Origin of the sequence: Nonomuraea turkmeniaca, assembly GCF_005889735.1 — a bacterium.
Classification (GTDB): Bacteria; Actinomycetota; Actinomycetes; order Streptosporangiales; family Streptosporangiaceae; genus Nonomuraea; species Nonomuraea turkmeniaca.
Genome location: NZ_VCKY01000126.1, coordinates 1 through 16,933 on the forward strand (window position 1 = coordinate 1; position 16,933 = coordinate 16,933).

Sequence of the window (16,933 nt, forward strand, 5' to 3'; positions counted from 1 at the left end):
CTGTTCGGGCTGGGGGCGGCCGGGGCGGCGGTCGTCGGAGCCGGTGCGGTGGCCGCGAGCTCACTGTTCGACGAGCAGCCGGTCGCGCACGCCTCCTCGACCTCCGACCCGTACCCCTTTTACGGCCGGCATCAGGCGGGCATCGTCACGCCGGCCCAGGACCGCCTGCATTTCGTGGCGTTCGACGTCACCACCGACAAGCGGGCCGAGCTGGTCGACCTGCTGCAGGAGTGGACCGCTGCGGCGGCGCGCCTGACGCAGGGCAAAGAGGCGGGCTCGTTCGGCGCGGTGGGCGGCGCGCCGGAGGCCGCGCCCGACGACACGGGCGAGGCGCTCGGGCTGCCCGCCTCCGGGCTGACGCTGACGATCGGGTTCGGGCCGTCGCTGTTCGACGACCGGTTCGGGCTGGCGGCCAAGCGACCCTCGGCCCTGGCCGATCTGCCGAAATTTCCGGGAGAGCAGCTCATCCCGGAAATCTCCGGCGGCGACATCTGCGTGCAGGCCTGCGCCCACGACCCTCAGGTCGCCGTACACGCCATCCGCAACCTGGCCAGAATCGGCTTCGGCCGGGTCTCCGTACGCTGGTCGCAGCTCGGCTTCGGCCGTACGTCCTCCACGTCCCGGGCCCAGGCCACTCCCCGCAACCTGATGGGCTTCAAGGACGGCACCAACAACCTGAAGCTGGAGGACGCCGACCTGCTACGCGACCAGCTGTGGGCGGCCGGGCAGGACGGAAGCGCCTGGATGGCGGGCGGCACCTACATGGTCACCAGGAAGATCCGCATGATGATCGAGACCTGGGACCGCACGTCGCTCCTGGAGCAGGAGCAGATCATCGGCAGGGACAAGGGAGAAGGCGCGCCACTGGGGAAGAAGGCCGAGTTCGACACGTTGGACTTCGCGGCCAAGGGGTCGGACGGCCGGCCGATGATCGCCGAGGACGCCCACGTCCGCCTGGCCCATCCGAGTTTCCACGGCAACGCGCACCTGCTGCGCCGCGGCTACAACTTCGTGGACGGCTCCGACGGGCTCGGCCGCTTGGACGCCGGGTTGTTCTTCATCGCGTACCAGCGGGATCCGCGTAAGCAGTTCGTGCCGGTGCAGATGAAGCTGGCCAAGATCGACCCGCTGAACGAGTACATCAAGCACGTTTCGAGCGGGCTCTTCGCGGTGCCGCCCGGCGTGCGGGACGGAGGAGACTATTGGGGGCGGACGCTCTTCGAGTGATCGAAGTTGTCGCCGGGGTCTGGTAGGACAGGACAGTCACCCCCCGACCGAGGACTCCCCCATGATCGAATACGACCAGCACTTCGGCTATCAGCACCGCTACGCCGAACGCTACGCCGGTCTGCCGGTGGTTCAGCTCACCTCGTCCCCCGGCGAGCCGCCGCCCGACAGCGGCACGGTCGCGTGGCGGATCAGCGGGAGCTCCTGGCCCGACGGCACGTACAACGACAAAGGACTCGGGGACGCCTTCGACGCGTTCTTCGAGCGGGCCGACCCCTCGCGCGTCACCGCGATCATCATCGGAGAGTGGCCGGACTGCTTTACGCAGACCTCTGCCCCCATCGTCGAGCGGCTGGTCCGGGAGGCCCCCCGGTTGCCGGCGCTGCGCTCGCTGTTCCTCGGTGCGATCAGCGGCGACTACTCCGAGATCTCGTGGATCCAGCAGACCGACGTCACGCCGATCCTGGAGGCGTACCCACAGCTGGAGCGCTTCGAGGTGCGCGGCGGCTCCGGGCTGCGGCTGGACCCCGTCCGGCATGAGGCGCTGCGGACGCTGCGCGTCGAGACCGGCGGGCTCGACGGCTCGGTGACGCGTGCCGTGGCCGGCAGCGACCTGCCCGCGCTCCAGCACCTGGAGCTGTGGCTCGGCGTCGACGAATACGGCGGCACCACGACGATCGCCGACCTCGACCCGATCCTGCGGGGCGAGCGGTTGCCCGCGCTGTCTCACCTGGGGTTGCAGGACAGCGAGCTCCAGGACGACATCGCCGCCGCCGTGGCGTCCGCGCCGGTCGTGGCCCGGCTGGAGACCCTCGCCCTGTCGATGGGCGTGCTCACCGACCAGGGCGCCGAGGCGCTGCTCACCGGCCAGCCCCTCACCCACCTGCGCCGGCTCGACCTGCACCACCACTATCTCAGCGACGAGATGATGCGGCGGGTCACCGAGGCTCTGCCCGGTGTGGAGGTCGACCTGTCCGGCCAGGAGGAGCCCGACGAGGACGACGGCGAGGCATGGCATTACGTGGCGGTGAGCGAATGACACCGCTCGGCCCCACGCCCGTGATCGACCACACCGAGCAGCCCAGTCATCATGAGTCCTACCACGAGGAATACGCCGGCCTGCCCGTCGCCCACGCACCCTGGCTGGACGAAGACGGATGGGGGCCGCAGCCCGAGGCCGGGGCGGTGGCGTGGCGGCTCACCGGCAACGAATTCGACGACGACGCCCCCGACGAGATCGAGGAGACCCTCGACTGGTTCTTCGACCACGTGGACACCACGCAGGTGACGGCCCTCGTCATCGGCCAGTGGCAGGAGTGCTACGAGCACTCCTCCGGCATGGTCGTCAGCCGGCTGGCCGCCGAGTCGGCGCGGCTGCCCGCGCTGCGCGCGATCTTCCTCGGGGCGATCACGCCGGAGGAGTCCGAGATCTCGTGGATCACGCAGGCGGACATCACGCCGCTGCTGGAGGCGTTCCCGAAGCTCGAACGGCTGGAGGTGCGCGGAGGCTCCGAGCTGAGCCTGCGACCGGTGCGGCACGACACGCTGCGGATGTTGCGGATCGAGACCGGCGGACTCGGCGCCGGCGTCGTGCGAGCGGTCGCCGCGAGCGACCTGCCCGCGCTGGAGCTGCTGGAGTTGTGGCTCGGCGTCGACCGGTACGGCGGCGACGCGACCATCGGCGACCTCGTGCCCATCCTGAGCGGCGAGCGGCTGCCCGCGCTGCGGCACCTGCGGTTGCAGAACGCCGAGTTCCAGGACGAGATCGCCGCCGCCGTGGCCGCCGCGCCCATCGTGGCCAGGCTGGAGTCGCTGAGCCTGTCGATGGGCGCGCTCACCGACGTCGGCGTGGAGGCGCTGCTCAGCGGCCAACCGCTCACCCACCTGCGGCGGCTCGACCTCGACCACAACTTCTTGTCGTCCGCGATGATGGAACGGATGGCGAAGGCCCTGCCCACGGTTGACGTCGTGCTCACCGGCAACGACCGCGTCGACGGCGCCTGGCGGTTCGTCGCGGTGAGCGAGTGACGTGCGGGACGACCCGGTCGTGAACGGTCAGGGGCACGCGGTGCGTTTCGCCGTCGTGGGGACTCCTGGCGATCGGCGGGTGACGATGTTCCGCGACGCCGTGGTCGCCGCGGGGCTGGCGGAGCCCTACGTGATCCCCTGGCGGGACGTGCTGTCGGGGCGGGAGATCGGCGCGCCCGAGGGATCGTTGCTGCGGCTGGACTCGCCGGGCGAGGACGCCGAGACCGACGCGCTGCTGCGCGGGCCCGGGGATCCGGCGCGGGTCGGCGGGGGCGCATCCTGGTACGCCGCCTTCCAGGGCGGGCTGGAGCGGGTCGCCGCGGTCCCGGGCGTGCGGCTGCTCGGAGACGTTCAGGAGATCGCGGTGATGTTCGACAAGCGGCGCTGCCACGCCGTGTTGTCGGCCGCGGGGGTGCCGGTGCCGCCGGCCTTCGAGATCTCCTCGTACGCGGAGCTGCGGGCGGAGATGGCGCTCAGAGGATGGGCCCGGGTGTTCGTCAAGCCCGCGCACGGGTCGTCGGCGTCGGGGGTGATCGCGCTCCACGCGCACGGTGACCGCGTCCAGGCCGTCACATCGGCGGCCTGGGGTGCGGGCCGCGGGCTGGTCAACTCGCTGCGGGTGCGGACCTACACCTCTCACCAGGAGGTCGCGCGGGTCGTGGACCTCCTGGCCGGGGACGGGCTGCACGTGGAGCGGTGGTTTCCTAAGGCGTCGGCGGGTGGGAGGGTGTTCGACCTGCGGGTGGTGACCGTGGCCGGGGCCCCGACGCACGCGGTGGTGCGGACGAGCCGCACCCCGATGACGAACCTGCACCTCGGAGGCCGGCGCGGCGACCTGGAGATGGTGCGGTCGCGGGCGGCGCTGTGGGAGCGGGTGCTGGAGGTCTGCTCGCGGGCGGCCGCGTGTTTCCCCGGCAGCCTCGCCACGGGGGTGGATGTGATGGTGGGGGCGGATTGGCGGTCGGTGGTGGTGGCGGAGGTGAACGCGTTTGGGGACCTGCTGCCTGGCTTGGGGGATATTTTGGGAAACGGGCGAGACACCTACGCCGAGCAGGTCCACGCGGTCCTGGCCCGCATGAGCACGGGTGCCCGGTGAGCGCGACCGACGGACAGGCCACGAGCCGCGCCGCCTCGTCACGGGCACGCCCCATCGACATGAACGACATCGTCGGCAGCCACGACATCCTCCTGGTCACGCTCGACACGCTCCGCTACGACGCGGCGGCGGAGCTGGCGGCGGCCGGGCGGCTGCGTAACCTGCTGCCGCCGGGCGTGACCTGGGAGCGGCGGCACAGCCCGGGCAGCTTCACGTACGCCGCGCACGCGGCCATGTTCGCCGGTTTCCTGCCGACTCCGGTGACGCCGGGGCCGCATCCGCGACTGTTCGCGGCCATGTTCCCGGGGAGCGAGACCACGGCCGCGGGCACGTGGGTGTTCGACGCGCCCGACCTGCCCACCGGCCTGGCCCGAGCCGGGTACCACACGGTGTGCGTGGGCGGCGTGGGCTTCTTCAACAAGCGCACACCGCTCGGGCAAGCGCTGCCGAGCCTGTTCGCCGAGAGCCATTGGGAGCCGGAGTTCGGCGTGACGGACCCCGCGTCCTTTGAACACCAGATCGACCGGGGCGCCGAGGTGCTGCGCCGCGTGCGCGGGCGGGTCTTCCTGTTCGTCAACGTGTCGGCCCTGCACCAGCCCAACCACTTCTACCTGCCCGGCGCCACCGGCGACTCGCTGGAGAGCCACGCCGCGGCCCTGCGTTACGTGGACCGGCACATCGGGCGGCTCTACGGGCTGATGCGCCGTCCGTGCCTGGTGATCGTCTGCTCGGACCACGGCACGGCGTACGGCGAGGGCGGGCACACCGGGCACCGGATCGGCCACGAGGTGGTCTGGACGGTTCCGTACGCCGAGTTCGTACTGGAGGATCATGCGGCCGTATGAGGGTTACGTCTACGCCTATCCGCACAAGACCGCGTACCGGCCGCTCGATCCGCGTCCGTCGTTGAAAGAGGTGTGGGCCGGGGAGCGGCCGGGTTCGTTGTACGTGCACATCCCGTTCTGCGAGATGCGCTGCGGCTTCTGCAACCTGTTCACCCGGACCGGCGCCCCGGAAGCGCTGGTCACGGCATACCTTGACACACTGGAACGCCAGGCCGTGCAGGTGCGGGACGCGCTGGAGGAGACCGGCTTCGCCACGGCGGCGTTCGGCGGCGGGACGCCGACGTACCTCAGCGCGGGAGAGCTGGCCCGGCTGTTCGACCTGACCGAGCGGGCGATGGGCGTCGCCTTCGACCGGATCCCCCTGTCGGTGGAGACCTCTCCCGCGACCGCCACCCCGGACCGCCTGGCCGTCCTGGTCGAGCGCGGGACCACACGCGTGTCCATCGGCGTGCAGAGCTTCATCGACGCCGAGGCCCGCGCCGCCGTACGCCCGCAGAAGCGGGCCGAGGTCGCGGCGGCGCTCGACACGATCCGCGCGGCCGGCGTGCCGGTGCTCAACATCGACCTGATCTACGGCATCGACGGGCAGACCGTCGACTCGTGGCTCTCCTCGATCGAGGCCGCGCTGGCGTGGCATCCCGAGGAGCTGTACCTCTATCCCCTGTACGTCCGGCCGCTCACGGGGCTCGGCAAGCAGGGACGGGCGTGGGACGACCAGCGACTGGAGCTCTACAGGGCCGGGCGTGACCGGCTGGCGGCGGCCGGGTACGAGCAGGTCTCGATGCGCATGTTCCGGCTGCCCGGCGGCGCCGGGCCGGCAACCGGGTATTGCTGCCAGACCGATGGCATGGTGGGGCTCGGGTGCGGTGCGCGGTCGTACACGAGCGGGCTGCATTACTCGTTCGAGTACGCCGTGGAGGCGCGGAACGTACGGTCGATCATCGACGACTACGTCGGACGGACGGAGTTCGGCGTGGCCAACGTGGGCTTCGAGCTGTCGCTCGAGGAGCGTGCGCGACGGCATCTCATCCAGTCGTTGTTGCAGGCGGAGGGCCTGTCGCGAGAGCTCTACCTGGGCCGGTTCGGCACGGACGTGCTGGACGACTTCCCGATGGATCATTTCGCGGACTGGCTACGGGTGGATCCGGGCACGGTGCGGCTCACCGCGGAAGGTCTGGCCTACTCGGACGCGATCGGGCCCGCGCTGTTCTCGCCGCGGGTCAGGCGGCTGATGAACGAGTACGCGCCGTGCTGACCATCCTCTACCGCGGGCCCTTGGCGAGCTGCGACTACGACTGCGCTTACTGCCCGTTCGCGAAGCGGCGCGACACGCCCGAGCAACTGCGGGCCGACCGGGCGGCGCTGGAGCGGTTCGCGGGGTGGGTGGCCGAGCAGCCGTTCGAGGTGTCGGTGCTGTTCACGCCGTGGGGCGAAGGGCTGGTCAGGTCGTGGTACCGGCGGGCGCTCGTCGAGCTCTCCTGGCTGCCGAACGTCACGAAAGTCGCCATTCAGACGAACCTGAGCTGCCGTACCGAATGGTTGTCCGAGGCATCGGACCGGGCGGCGTTGTGGGTGACGTACCACCCGACGCAGGTCCCCTACGACCGGTTCCTCGGCAAGATCCGCTCGCTGCCGGTACGGCACAGCGTCGGCATCGTCGGCGACCCCGCGCACCTGACGCACGCGCGGCGGCTCAGGACCGACCTGCCGGCGGACACGTACCTATGGGTCAACGCCGAGGAGGGCCGCCTCTACACCGACGGCGAGGCGGCCGAATGGTCGGAGATCGACCCCCTGTTCCACTACAGCCGCTTCGCGCACCCCAGCGCGGGCCTGCCGTGCCGCACCGGGGACGACGTGATCTCGGTAAACGGCGACGGCACGGTCCGGCGCTGCCATTTCATCCCCGAGGTGCTGGGCAACCTGTACGACGGCTCGTACCGCGCGGCGCTACGCCCCCGGCCGCCCTGCCCCGCTGCGGCCTGTGACTGCCATATCGGCTATGTCCACCTGGAACCGCTCGGCCTCTACGACGTCTTCGCCGGCGGCGTCCCGGAGCGCATCCCCGCCGCCTGGCCCCGCGAGCCGTCCCCCGGCCTCCTCGGTCACCGTGGCGCAGCGGGTGCCGGGCCGTCCCCGATGCCGTAGCGGGCGTAGCGGGCCTTGGTGATGAACGCCCAATAACGCTCTCCGAAGGACCAGTGCCACCACTCCGTGGGGTAGTTGACGAAGCCGGCCGAGGTCAGGGCGTCGCCCAGGATGCCGCGGTTGTTCCTGGCTTCCTGGGAAATCTCGGTCGAGGCGGTGTAGCAGGCCTCGTCGCTCTCCGGCGGCGTGGCGTTGACCGATGTGCCCATGTCCAACTCGACACCGCCGGAGGTGCACAAGGTCAGGTCGACCGCGCCGCCGGTGGTGTGGGGAGCCACTTCGGGCGGGGAGACGTACCTGCTCGCCTCTATCCGGGCACGTGAGTCGTCCCAGTCGGGGCGCGCGGCCCGCTGGCGGGTGACGGCCGAGGCGAAGTACTGCCGCTGCAGGCTGGGCGGACGGTATCCCTCGACGATCAGGAACCGCAACTCGCGACGCAGGCGCGTCTGCGCGACGACCAGGCGGTCGGCCACGCTCAGCCGGACGTGCGCGTACGCGCCCGCCTCATCGGCGAGTCGCGGGTCGACCCTGAGGGCCTCCACGGTACGCAGGTCCACCAAGGGTTCCCCGCATTCCTTGACCGGAACCTCGGCGATCCGCGGATCGGATAGGAACACGATTTCCTGCATGGAGCCCTCCATTGCCAGCCGTGGACGCTCCGGCCTGAGACGTCAACGCCATGCTGCAGTGGCCCGCTCCAAAAACGCTGCAATGGATCAGAAGGGCATTTCCTGTGATAGTTCGTCGTATTCACGGCAGCCGTGCAATCGGAACGTCTCCAGCGCCTCCGCCAGGATGGCGTCGGCGATGGCATTGTTGCCGAGCGCCCGGTACACCAGCGCCAGGTCACGCTGGGTACGAGCGTGGAAGGGGCGGCTCCGCAGCGTCTCCCACAGCCGCAATGACTCCTCCAGACGGCTCTTGGCCTGGTAGAGACGTCCTTCGGCCAGGTCGAGCTCCCCGAGCGTGCGCAGGGTGCAGGCTTCGCCCCAGCGATCCTGCAACGCCTGCGTGGCGGCGAGCACCTCCTCCAGCGGTTGCCGCGCCTGATCGTGCTTGCCGAGACGGATCCAGGCCTTGGCCAGGGAACGGGTGCAGTAGGCCACCATCAGCCGGTCGCCGAGGGGGCGGAAGATCTTCAACGCCTGCTCGCACAGCTCTGCGGCCTTGTCGTGCTCGCCTCTGGCACGGTGGTACATGGACATGCTGCGCAGGGTCAGACCGGTACCACGGCGGTTCCCCGCCTGCTGGTAGAGCGCCAGCGCGGCGGTCAGATCCGCCCACGTCGCCGCGTAGTCCCCGCGTTCGAGGTGCACCGTGCCCGACAGCCGCTTGACGTGTGCCAGGGCCGACGCGTCGGCGAGGTCGTTCCATGGCCTCTCGGCCTGGCCGAGGAAATGCAGGGCCTCGGCCAGATACCCCTGCTCGCGGCAGGCGGCGCCGAGCGCGGCGAGGGTGGCCGCCTCCCCGTGAGTGTCCCTGGCCGTACGGAACAGCGAAAGGGCCTGGCCGAGATACTGGCGGGACTCCGCGAAGGCGTCCCTCGCGTAGTAGAGGTGGCCCAGACCGGCCAGTAAGGCCGCCTCGCCGGGGACATTGTCCATGCGCCGCGCGACCGCGAGCGCCGCGTCGTGCATCCGGCGCCAGGCCGCGAACGGGTCGTCGAAGATGTACTGGTGGCCTTCGAACGCCGCCGCCGAGACGGCGCAGGCGAGTTCGATGGCGAGTTCGTCGAGGTCCATGGCGGCCGCCAGTTCGACGCTGACGATCAGTGCCTCTTCCTCGCTGCGGAACCAGGCGTGCGGGTCGGCCAGCGCCGGCCGCGCGGCCTCGTCGTCCACCGGACGAGCCAGCCCGGGGGCGGCGCGCATGGGGATCGCCCCGGTGGGCGCGGCCTGGCTCAACCGCTCGATCAGCCACAACCAGCCGCCCAGGACCCGGCCGACCGTGGCCGTCAACTCTTCCGACGGCTCTTCGGCGTGCGCGCGTTCCGCGGCGAACAGCCGGATCAGGTCGTGTAATCGGTAGCGGGCCTGACCGGTCGCGTCCACGTCCGCCTCTTCGAGGAGAGAAGCGTCCACGAGGTGCTCCAGCAGTTGCTCGGCCTCGCGGTGGCCGGTCTCCAGCGCCTTTGCGGCGACCCAGACGGGGAAGCTCGGCAGGCCGAGCAGCCCGAGCCGGCGCAGCGCCGTCTTCTCCGCGGTGGGCAGCATGGCGTAGCTCAGCGCGATGCTGGCGCGCACTTCCTGGTCTCCGGCGGCCAGCTCGTCGAGCCGGTGTTGTTCGTCGGCCAGCCGGTCGGCCAGTCGTCGCGCTGACCATTGACGTCGTGAGACCAGCCGGGCCCCTGCGATGCGTAGTGCGAGCGGCAGACCGCCGCACTGCCGGACGATGTGCTGTGCCGCGTCGAGATCGGCGGCGATCCGCTCGTGGCCGACGATCTGGGCGAGCAGCTCGATGCCGGCCTCGGCGGGCAGCACGCCCAGGTCGATGTGTACGGCGCCGTCCAGGCCTGCCAGGCGGTTGCGGGACGTGATGATCACACCGCAGCAGGGGCCGCTGGGCAGCAGGGGTCGTACCTGCGCCTCGGAGCCGGCGTCGTCCAGCACGATCAGCTTGCGCTGGTCGGCCAGGAGGGTGCGGTAGTGGTTGGCGCGCTCTTCCAGGGTGAGGGGGAGCGGTGTGCCGGGAGGCTGGAGTTCGCGCAGGAGACGGCCCAGGATCTCCGCGGGAGTGGCGGGTGTGTATGTCGTACCGCGCAACTCCACGTGGAGTTGACCGTCGGTGTAGTAGCGCGCGAGCTCGTGTGCGGCGCGCAGTGCCAGAGCGGATTTGCCGATGCCGCCCTGCCCGCAGATCACGCAGACCGGCGTGGTATTCGGCCTGATGAGCCGCTCGCGTAACGCGGCGATCTCCTCCTCGCGCGCGGTGAAGTCGGGCGGCGCGGAGGGCAGTTGCCGGGGCCGGACGGTCCTGGTCGCGCCCAGCAGCGCGGGATCGGAGTGCAGGATCGCTTCGTGCACCCCCCGCAGTTGCGGGCCCGGCTCGATCCCCAGCTCTTCGATCAGCGCCCGCCTGCCTTGCTGGTAGACCGCGAGCGCGTCCGCCTGACGGCCGGCGCGGTAGAGCGCCACCATGAGATCCCTGCGCAGCCGCTCGCGGATGGGATGCGCCGCGACCAGCTCGGTGAGCTCGTCGATCAGGCCTTCGACCTCGCCCGCCGCCAGATCGGCCGCGATCCGCTCCTCGAGCACCGCGAGTCGCAGCTCTTCCAGCCTGACGGCCTCCGGACGCAGGTAGGTATCGCCGATGCCGCCGAGTGCGGGGCCCCGCCACAGGGCCAGTGCCGCGCGGAAGAAGCCCCCCGCCTCCTGGTGATCGCCCTCACGCGCCGCCCGGCGTCCCTGGTCCACAAGCCGTTCGAAAACGCCCTTGTCCAAGGCGTCCGGTGGGATCTCGGCCGCGTAGCCCACCCGGTGCGAGACGATGATCTTCGGTAGGTCCGCACCGTCGAAAGCCCGCCGCAGCGAGGCGACATAGGTCTGCAGCACACCACGCGCGGTCGGCGGCGGGTCGTCCCGCCAGATCACCTCCATCAACCGCTCGGCAGTGACCACCCGGCCGACGTCGAGGAGCAGGGCCGCGAGCAGGGCCCGCGGCTTGGGTCCCCCGAGGGGAACCTGCCGCTCACCGTTCCACACCTCAACCGGACCCAGGAGCCGTAACTCCATCGGTTCCCCCAACAAGGTTCCGCCGACCTTGGCCAAACCTTATGCGCACACCAATGCGGCGGACCAGAGGCAGCCGTCCGGTGCCGGACCTTGCGGCGCGCGGTGTGACCGGGGATCGTGTTGGCGATCAGGTCTCGCGCTCGGGCCGGTAGTCCTCCTCGGCGATGCCGAACGTCCACGCGACGCCCTGTCGTGCCCGCTGCACCCACGGCGGCACCCGCAGGAAATATGTGCGGCGAGTGCCGTCGGGCTCGGGCGTGGAGTTGACGACCTCCACCATGGTGATCGACTCGTCGCCGGGCAGGTCGATGCACCACAGGACACCGGTCTCGTCGCGCTGAACCGGCCTGGCCCCGGACTCGGCCAGATAGCGGTCGTAGCCGAAGTGCTCCAGCATCACGCGGCGCAACTCGGCGTTGTCCTCCTCCCGGATGCGCTCGGGCGTGATGTCCCTCATCGAGGCCCCGAACTCGGCGGGGACGGGCATGCCGTGCCAGGCGTGCAGGGCGAACCCGTCGGAGTAGGCCATGGCGGGCCCGTCCGCGCGATGCAGCCGTCCGAGGTCGTCGAGGTGCAGCTCCACGGGCCGCTCCGTGACGATCGCCACCCGTTCGTACGGCCACCACCAGCCCGCGCACTCGGCCACCCGCTTGAGCCCCTCCAAGCCGTCGAACGCCGACAACCAGGGGGCGTCGTGCTGCCCCAGCACGGCGTCCAGCGCCTGCCGGAGCACCTCGCCACCGAGGTCGGCGAGCCCTCGGCGGATGGCGGTGACCAGCTGGTCGACCTGCGGCCACAACCGTGCGCCCGTCTGGTCCCACAGCGCCGCCCAACCGGCGGGCCCGAGCTCGGCATGGACCGCCGCCCTGGCCCGCTCCCACGGCTGGGTGCGGACCACGTCCCGCACCGACCGCCCCGGCTCGCCCATCGCCCGTAACGCACCGAACAACGCCTCGTCAGTCACCCGATCCGGCTCACTCCGCGCCGCCGCCCCATCTCCGTCCGGCTCTCCCGCCGCCGGTCCGGCCTCTTCCAAGGCCCGGCGCCGGGTGCCGTCGCCGGTCAGCCATGCCGCCGCCACGGCCCCCATCGCCGGCGAGCCCAGCACGAGAACGTGCTCCGGCTCGACCAGCCCGGCCGCACGGTACGCCTGCCGGACGGCCGCCTCCGGATCGCCTCCCGGACCGGTGGCCCGAGCGACCCGCTCCCACGTCAACGTCTCCATCAGTCGGCCACCACCCGGAAGGACCCCGGCACGTATTCGCGCTGCCTGATCACCCGATACCAGCCCTTGGGCAGCGAGATCGCGTCATGCTCCTCGTGCACCAGCCTTCCTCCCTCGGGGAGGTGCAGGAAACCGCCGGAGAGCGTGCCAGGCCCGGGGATCGCGTGGCAGTGCCCGGTGGCCTCGCCGTGCGCCAGCACCAGCCGCCCCCGGGCGTCCCGCGGCTCGGACCGCATGGTGCGAGGTGCGGACTCCTCCGGAATCGGCATGATCAGGATGTCGCCCTGTCGATACATCGACCAACCTCCATCGTCGGGGGGATGATCGCAAGCTATCGACCACGACCGACAATTCCGGCCCCCGAACGGCACGCCTCGTCGAGGGGCGAGGCCGCGGATACGTCCTTTTGCGTGGCTCGATCCGTTCTCGTGATCCCCGGCTTCCCGGCACGCTGACCACGTTCACCGGTGCCGGGCGCGGGAGGCGGCGGCGTGGGCGCGGTTCGCGCAGCGGGTGGAGCAGAACTGGCGGCGGCCTGGGCGGCTGCGGTCGACGAAGGCGTCCTGGCACGGGCGGGCCGCGCACAGGCGCAGGCGGTCCCAGTCGCCTGAGGCGGCGAGGTCGAGCAGGTCGGCGACGGCGCGGACGGCGAGGCGTTCGGCCAGGGTGGCGTCGGCAGGTGCGGTGAGCCGCAGGCGGGGCAGGCCGTCCTTATCCTCCACGGCCGCCCGGACCGGGAGCTCGGCCGTCCACTGGGCCAGCGCGCGAGGACGGCCGGGAGGTTCGCCGACCAGCACGACACGCAGCCGGTCCCGGACCGCACGGACCGCGGCCAGGTCCTCCACGGTCAGGCCCTCCACAGACAGGCCCTCCACAGACAGGCCCTCCACAGACAGATCCTCCACGGGCAGGTCCTTCGCGGCGATGTCCGCAGCATCAAGATCCGCCCGGTCGAACCCGCCGAGTTCGCGACAGAAACGGCGCAGCTCGGACACGTCCGGCAAGCGTTCAGGGTCGTCCAGGTATTCGTCCCACGTGTTCGCCAGATCGATCGCCACGATCCCCGTCTCCGCGAACTGGCGCATCCGCCCTCCCCTTGCTACCGTCACGACTATGAACAGAATAACCCCTGACAGAGATCTCGTCGTCCTCGACGCGCCCTCCAACCTCGGCCTGCGCCCGCCCGCGCGCGGCGCCGTCCCCGGCTGCTACAAGGCCCCCTGGGCGCTGCGGAACGCCGGGCTGGTCCGGCGGCTCGGCGCGGCCGATGCCGGCGCCGTCGTGCCGCCCCGTTACGTGGCCACGTGGAAGCCGGGCGACGGCGTGCGTAACGGACCCGCGATCGCCGCCTACGCGCGCACGCTGTCCGATCGGCTGGCCGGGATCAGCGGGTTTCCCCTACTGCTGGGCGGGGACTGCTCGATCCTGCTCGGCCCCGCCCTCACGCTGCGAAAACGCGGCCGGTACGGGCTGGCGTACGTGGACGCGCACGCCGACTTCCGTCACCTCGGCAACTCCCCGCACGTCGGCGCGGCCGCGGGGGAGGACCTCGCCCTGGTCACCGGGCGCGGCGACGACTACCTCACCGACATCGACGGGTTGCGGCCGTACGTGCGGGACGAGGATGTGATCGTGCTCGGGGTGCGGGACAAGGATGACGTGCGGGACATCGCCGAGAGCGGGATCGCCTACCAGGCCGGCAGCGAGATCGACATCGACGGAGCGAGGGAGGTGCTGGTGCGGGACGAGCTCGATGGGTTCTGGATCCACGTGGACGCTGACGTGCTCGATCCGTCCGTGTTGCCCGCTGTGGACTCCCCCACCAAGGGCGGGCTCGACGGTGCCCAGCTCACCGAGCTACTGCGCGGCCTGGTCGGCCTGCCGGGGGCCGTCGGGCTGGAGGTGACGATCCTCGATCCGGACCTCGACGAGGACGGCGGTCAGGCCGCGTTGCTGACGGACATCCTGGTGTCGGCCCTGACCTAGGGCATCACGTAGGGGGTCGTGTTGGCCAGTCCTGCCGCGTTCGTGGCGATGATCGATGTCGGCGGGCTCGCCGGCACGTACGGCGCCCAGGCGGACTCGAATCGGCCCTGCCGCCCGTGCCACTCCTGCTCGATGACCTGCGAGCCGAAGCGAAGAGTGCCGCCGCGCAGGTTGTAGCCCTCGACGAGCACTCCCGGCCGCCCGTTCATCTCCTTCGGCGTCACGTTGACGATGATCGGCTGCTGCCACTCGCGCACGATGTCATCGGCCAGCGAAGGCGTGTCGTAGCGGGCCTGGCAGGTGAAGAAGGGCTCCCAGCCGTACGAGATGATCTTGTGAGCGTAGGTGCCGGTCGCCATGATCTGCCGGTCCAGTCTGGGCTTGGAAGGACGTCCGCGCAGCGGCAGCGGTTCTACGCGCCCGCACTCGCCGGCCACCTGCGTGGGCTCGAAGCCCTCGACGTTCACCCACAGCTCCACCCCCGGCGGCACCCGCCGTGCCGCCGCCTCGATGTAGTCCCGCGTGGAGCCGTAGTACGCCTGCCCGTAGGTCACGTCACCGACGACGGGCGCCAGCCGCGGCTCCACCCGCGAGTCCCGCTCGTCGGCCCCGTACACCGGCACCTTCCCGGTGCCCCGCCCGTCCTGCACGGCGATGGCCATCGGCAGGCCCGCCCGCGTGCCGGCGATGTCGGCCATCCCCGTCTCCACCTGGTCCGGCGGGAACCCGCGCCCACGACGCGCGTCGATGTACGGGCTGACGAGGACCTTCTCGCCGGGCAGTGTGGAGGCGACGACCGCGTGCTGGGCGGCGTACAGCGAGATGATCGGGTCCTTGGCGGAACGTTTCCGCATGGCCAGCTCGAACGACTGATACACCCCGGCGAAGGCCGCCCCGAACCGGGCTCGGTAGTCGGCGAGGATCCGCGCGGTGAAGGCGTTCAGCGCGCCGAGGTGTGCCAGGTCCGGCTCCCACGGTTTGTCCGCTCGCTGCGGCGCGGCAGGCAGCCCGGGGAAGACCCCCATCCCGTACGCCGCCGCCTCCGTCATCAGGTTGCCGAGGCCGTCGCCATCCGTGGAGACCAACACCAGGTCGTGGACACGAGCGTCGCAGGACGTCGCCAGCGACACCCGGTAGAAGATCCGCCCGTCACTCTCGATCCGCCGATCCAGACCGGGACAGCGCAGCAGGCCCGGCCCGAACTCCTCGCTGGTGACGTACGAATAGACGTGCCGCACCCCCGGCACGTCGGCGCACGGCCGCCCGTCCACGACGCAGCCGGGCTCCGCGCCCACGCTGAACCGCGGCCCGAACGTGACGAGCGTGTCCCCGCCGATCGCGTGGATCGCCTCCACCATCCGCCGCGTCACACACGGATCGGCTCTCGGGATGACCCAGTAACCGGTGACCGCGTACGGCGCCACCACCCGCGTGTCTCGCGGCGGGCACTCCCCCGGCGGCTCCTCGGCAGAATCCGACGGCACGACGAGACCCACCACGAAGGCGACCGCCACGACCACCCACAGGATCCGGTGCACCCACGCCTCTTCCGCGTCCACATCTTCCGGCCGGTCTCCAGCCTACGCAGCGAGCCCGACCCCCGCTGCGAGCCCGCGCACACTGATCGAGGGACAATGGCGAACGGGGGGACAACATCGTGCGCATAGATCTCAGCGGGAAGACCGCACTCGTCACCGGATCGACTCAGGGAATCGGGGCGGCCATCGCCACCGGGCTGGCCGAGGCAGGGGCCCGGGTCGGCATCAACGGCCGGACCGGGGGCTCCGTGGCGATGGCCATGGAGCTCATGGACGGCGACCTGGTGGCGGCGCCCGGCGACGTGTCCACCGACGCGGGGTGCGAGCAGGTTCTGAGCGCGCTGCCGCAGGTCGACATCCTGGTCAACAACCTCGGCATCTTCGGCGCCAGGCCGGCGCTGGAGATCAGCGACGAGGAGTGGCGGCGCTACTTCGAGGTGAACGTGCTGGCCGCGGTCCGGCTGACGCGTGCGTACCTGCCGGGCATGAAGGAGCGGGGCTGGGGGCGGATCCAGTACATCGCCAGCGACTCGGCCGTCGTCATCCCGGCCGAGATGATCCACTACGGCATGACGAAGACCGCGTTGCTGGCCGTGTCCAGGGGGTTCGCCAAGGAGGCGGCCGGGAGCGGGGTGACGGTCAACTCGGTGATCGCCGGGCCGACGCACACGGGCGGCGTGGAGGACTTCGTGTACTCGCTCGTCAGTAAGGACCTGCCGTGGGAGGAGGCGCAGCGGGCGTTCATGCGCGAGCACCGGCCCCAGTCGCTGCTCCAGCGGCTGATCGAGCCCGAGGAGATCGCGAACATGGTCGCCTATCTCAGCTCGCCGCTCGCCTCGGCCACCACGGGAGGAGCGGTGCGGGTGGACGGCGGGTACGTGGACGCGATCCTGCCCTGATCGCGGCGGTCCTTTCCTGACGGGCCGGCCCCTCGGCCTGCGCGTCCACGATGACGACGTCGTGGCCGGACGGGGGCCAGGCCGAAGGCGGCGGCGAGGCCCGCGGCCGGTGCCTGGAATGGCCCTATGGCGCCATGTTCTGATATTTCCCCTTAAGTCGCCATAACCAGGGCGAACATCGCCATGGCGATAGCCCAGGCCATTCACGGT

General features: G+C 71.0%; 15 protein-coding genes. 9 read left to right on the forward strand and 6 right to left on the reverse strand.

Annotated elements, in window-relative coordinates; all coding sequences use genetic code 11:
* The 7 genes from efeB to ETD86_RS31310 all read left to right on the forward strand — a co-directional run.
* A partial coding sequence (gene efeB, locus ETD86_RS31280) for an iron uptake transporter deferrochelatase/peroxidase subunit (protein ID WP_211370432.1) occupies positions 1-1,227 on the forward strand: 1,227 nt, incomplete at its 5' end.
* Between the two features lie 61 nt (positions 1,228-1,288).
* A complete protein-coding gene (locus ETD86_RS31285; RefSeq protein ID WP_138670171.1) occupies positions 1,289-2,266 on the forward strand; it encodes an STM4015 family protein in 978 nt (325 codons plus the stop codon).
* Positions 2,263-3,255, forward strand: coding sequence for an STM4015 family protein (locus ETD86_RS31290; RefSeq protein WP_138670173.1), 993 nt, complete (start codon positions 2,263-2,265; stop codon positions 3,253-3,255). Before ETD86_RS31285 ends, ETD86_RS31290 begins: the two co-directional genes overlap by 4 nt.
* Before the next feature lies 1 nt (position 3,256).
* Positions 3,257-4,351 carry an STM4014 family protein gene (locus ETD86_RS31295; protein WP_281286989.1) on the forward strand — a complete coding sequence of 365 codons (1,095 nt, stop codon included), beginning with the start codon at positions 3,257-3,259 and terminating at the stop codon, positions 4,349-4,351.
* Positions 4,352-4,410: 59 nt separating this feature from the next.
* The gene (locus tag ETD86_RS31300) at positions 4,411-5,196 is read left to right on the forward strand and encodes an STM4013/SEN3800 family hydrolase (RefSeq protein ID WP_138670217.1); all 786 of its coding nucleotides are present in this window, start codon (positions 4,411-4,413) and stop codon (positions 5,194-5,196) included.
* On the forward strand, positions 5,183-6,451 hold the full coding sequence (locus tag ETD86_RS31305) for an STM4012 family radical SAM protein (protein WP_138670175.1): 1,269 nt from the start codon (positions 5,183-5,185) through the stop codon (positions 6,449-6,451). The genes ETD86_RS31300 and ETD86_RS31305 overlap by 14 nt, the downstream gene beginning before the upstream one ends.
* Positions 6,445-7,344: an STM4011 family radical SAM protein gene (locus ETD86_RS31310; protein ID WP_138670176.1), complete on the forward strand. Its 900-nt coding sequence runs from the start codon at positions 6,445-6,447 to the stop codon at positions 7,342-7,344. Before ETD86_RS31305 ends, ETD86_RS31310 begins: the two co-directional genes overlap by 7 nt.
* On the opposite strand, the gene ETD86_RS31315 is transcribed toward ETD86_RS31310, so the two are convergent.
* The 5 genes from ETD86_RS31315 to ETD86_RS31335 all read right to left on the reverse strand — a co-directional run bounded on the left by ETD86_RS31315 (position 7,302) and on the right by ETD86_RS31335 (position 13,385).
* A complete protein-coding gene (locus ETD86_RS31315) occupies positions 7,302-7,973 on the reverse strand; it encodes a M15 family metallopeptidase (protein WP_138670178.1) in 672 nt (223 codons plus the stop codon). The genes ETD86_RS31310 and ETD86_RS31315 overlap by 43 nt on opposite strands.
* Positions 7,974-8,060: 87 nt before the next feature.
* Entirely contained in the window at positions 8,061-11,075 is a 3,015-nt protein-coding gene (locus ETD86_RS31320; RefSeq protein WP_138670180.1) for an AfsR/SARP family transcriptional regulator, read from the reverse strand.
* Positions 11,076-11,202: 127 nt separating this feature from the next.
* Positions 11,203-12,300: a DUF6745 domain-containing protein gene (locus tag ETD86_RS31325; protein WP_138670182.1), complete on the reverse strand. Its 1,098-nt coding sequence runs from the start codon at positions 12,298-12,300 to the stop codon at positions 11,203-11,205.
* On the reverse strand, positions 12,300-12,596 hold the full coding sequence (locus ETD86_RS31330; protein WP_138670184.1) for a hypothetical protein: 297 nt from the start codon (positions 12,594-12,596) through the stop codon (positions 12,300-12,302). The genes ETD86_RS31325 and ETD86_RS31330 overlap by 1 nt, the downstream gene beginning before the upstream one ends.
* 165 nt (positions 12,597-12,761) lie before the next feature.
* Positions 12,762-13,385, reverse strand: a complete 624-nt coding sequence (locus ETD86_RS31335; RefSeq protein WP_170223370.1) for a CGNR zinc finger domain-containing protein — start codon at positions 13,383-13,385, stop codon at positions 12,762-12,764.
* A gap of 28 nt (positions 13,386-13,413) precedes the next feature.
* Between ETD86_RS31335 and ETD86_RS31340 the strand changes: the two genes are divergently transcribed.
* Positions 13,414-14,286 carry an arginase family protein gene (locus ETD86_RS31340; protein WP_138670186.1) on the forward strand — a complete coding sequence of 291 codons (873 nt, stop codon included), beginning with the start codon at positions 13,414-13,416 and terminating at the stop codon, positions 14,284-14,286.
* On the opposite strand, the gene ETD86_RS31345 is transcribed toward ETD86_RS31340, so the two are convergent.
* Positions 14,283-15,845 carry an alpha-amylase family protein gene (locus tag ETD86_RS31345; protein WP_138670188.1) on the reverse strand — a complete coding sequence of 521 codons (1,563 nt, stop codon included), beginning with the start codon at positions 15,843-15,845 and terminating at the stop codon, positions 14,283-14,285. The genes ETD86_RS31340 and ETD86_RS31345 overlap by 4 nt on opposite strands.
* A 98-nt stretch (positions 15,846-15,943) precedes the next feature.
* On the opposite strand from ETD86_RS31345, the gene ETD86_RS31350 reads away from it, so the two are divergent.
* Positions 15,944-16,723 carry an SDR family NAD(P)-dependent oxidoreductase gene (locus ETD86_RS31350; protein ID WP_138670190.1) on the forward strand — a complete coding sequence of 260 codons (780 nt, stop codon included), beginning with the start codon at positions 15,944-15,946 and terminating at the stop codon, positions 16,721-16,723.
* Positions 16,724-16,933: the final 210 nt, after the last annotated feature.

What these genes read in the sequence shown, in the direction of transcription:
- ETD86_RS31285 (WP_138670171.1), top strand. Translation starts at nt 1,289, where the DNA reads ATGATCGAATACGACCAGCACTTCGGCTATCAGCACCGCTACGCCGAA.
- ETD86_RS31290 (WP_138670173.1), top strand. Translation starts at nt 2,263, where the DNA reads ATGACACCGCTCGGCCCCACGCCCGTGATCGACCACACCGAGCAGCCC.
- ETD86_RS31300 (WP_138670217.1), top strand. Translation starts at nt 4,411, where the DNA reads ATGAACGACATCGTCGGCAGCCACGACATCCTCCTGGTCACGCTCGAC.
- ETD86_RS31305 (WP_138670175.1), top strand. Translation starts at nt 5,183, where the DNA reads ATGCGGCCGTATGAGGGTTACGTCTACGCCTATCCGCACAAGACCGCG.
- ETD86_RS31315 (WP_138670178.1), bottom strand. Translation starts at nt 7,973, where the DNA reads ATGCAGGAAATCGTGTTCCTATCCGATCCGCGGATCGCCGAGGTTCCG.
- ETD86_RS31320 (WP_138670180.1), bottom strand. Translation starts at nt 11,075, where the DNA reads ATGGAGTTACGGCTCCTGGGTCCGGTTGAGGTGTGGAACGGTGAGCGG.
- ETD86_RS31325 (WP_138670182.1), bottom strand. Translation starts at nt 12,300, where the DNA reads ATGGAGACGTTGACGTGGGAGCGGGTCGCTCGGGCCACCGGTCCGGGA.
- ETD86_RS31330 (WP_138670184.1), bottom strand. Translation starts at nt 12,596, where the DNA reads ATGTATCGACAGGGCGACATCCTGATCATGCCGATTCCGGAGGAGTCC.
- ETD86_RS31335 (WP_170223370.1), bottom strand. Translation starts at nt 13,385, where the DNA reads ATGCGCCAGTTCGCGGAGACGGGGATCGTGGCGATCGATCTGGCGAAC.
- ETD86_RS31340 (WP_138670186.1), top strand. Translation starts at nt 13,414, where the DNA reads ATGAACAGAATAACCCCTGACAGAGATCTCGTCGTCCTCGACGCGCCC.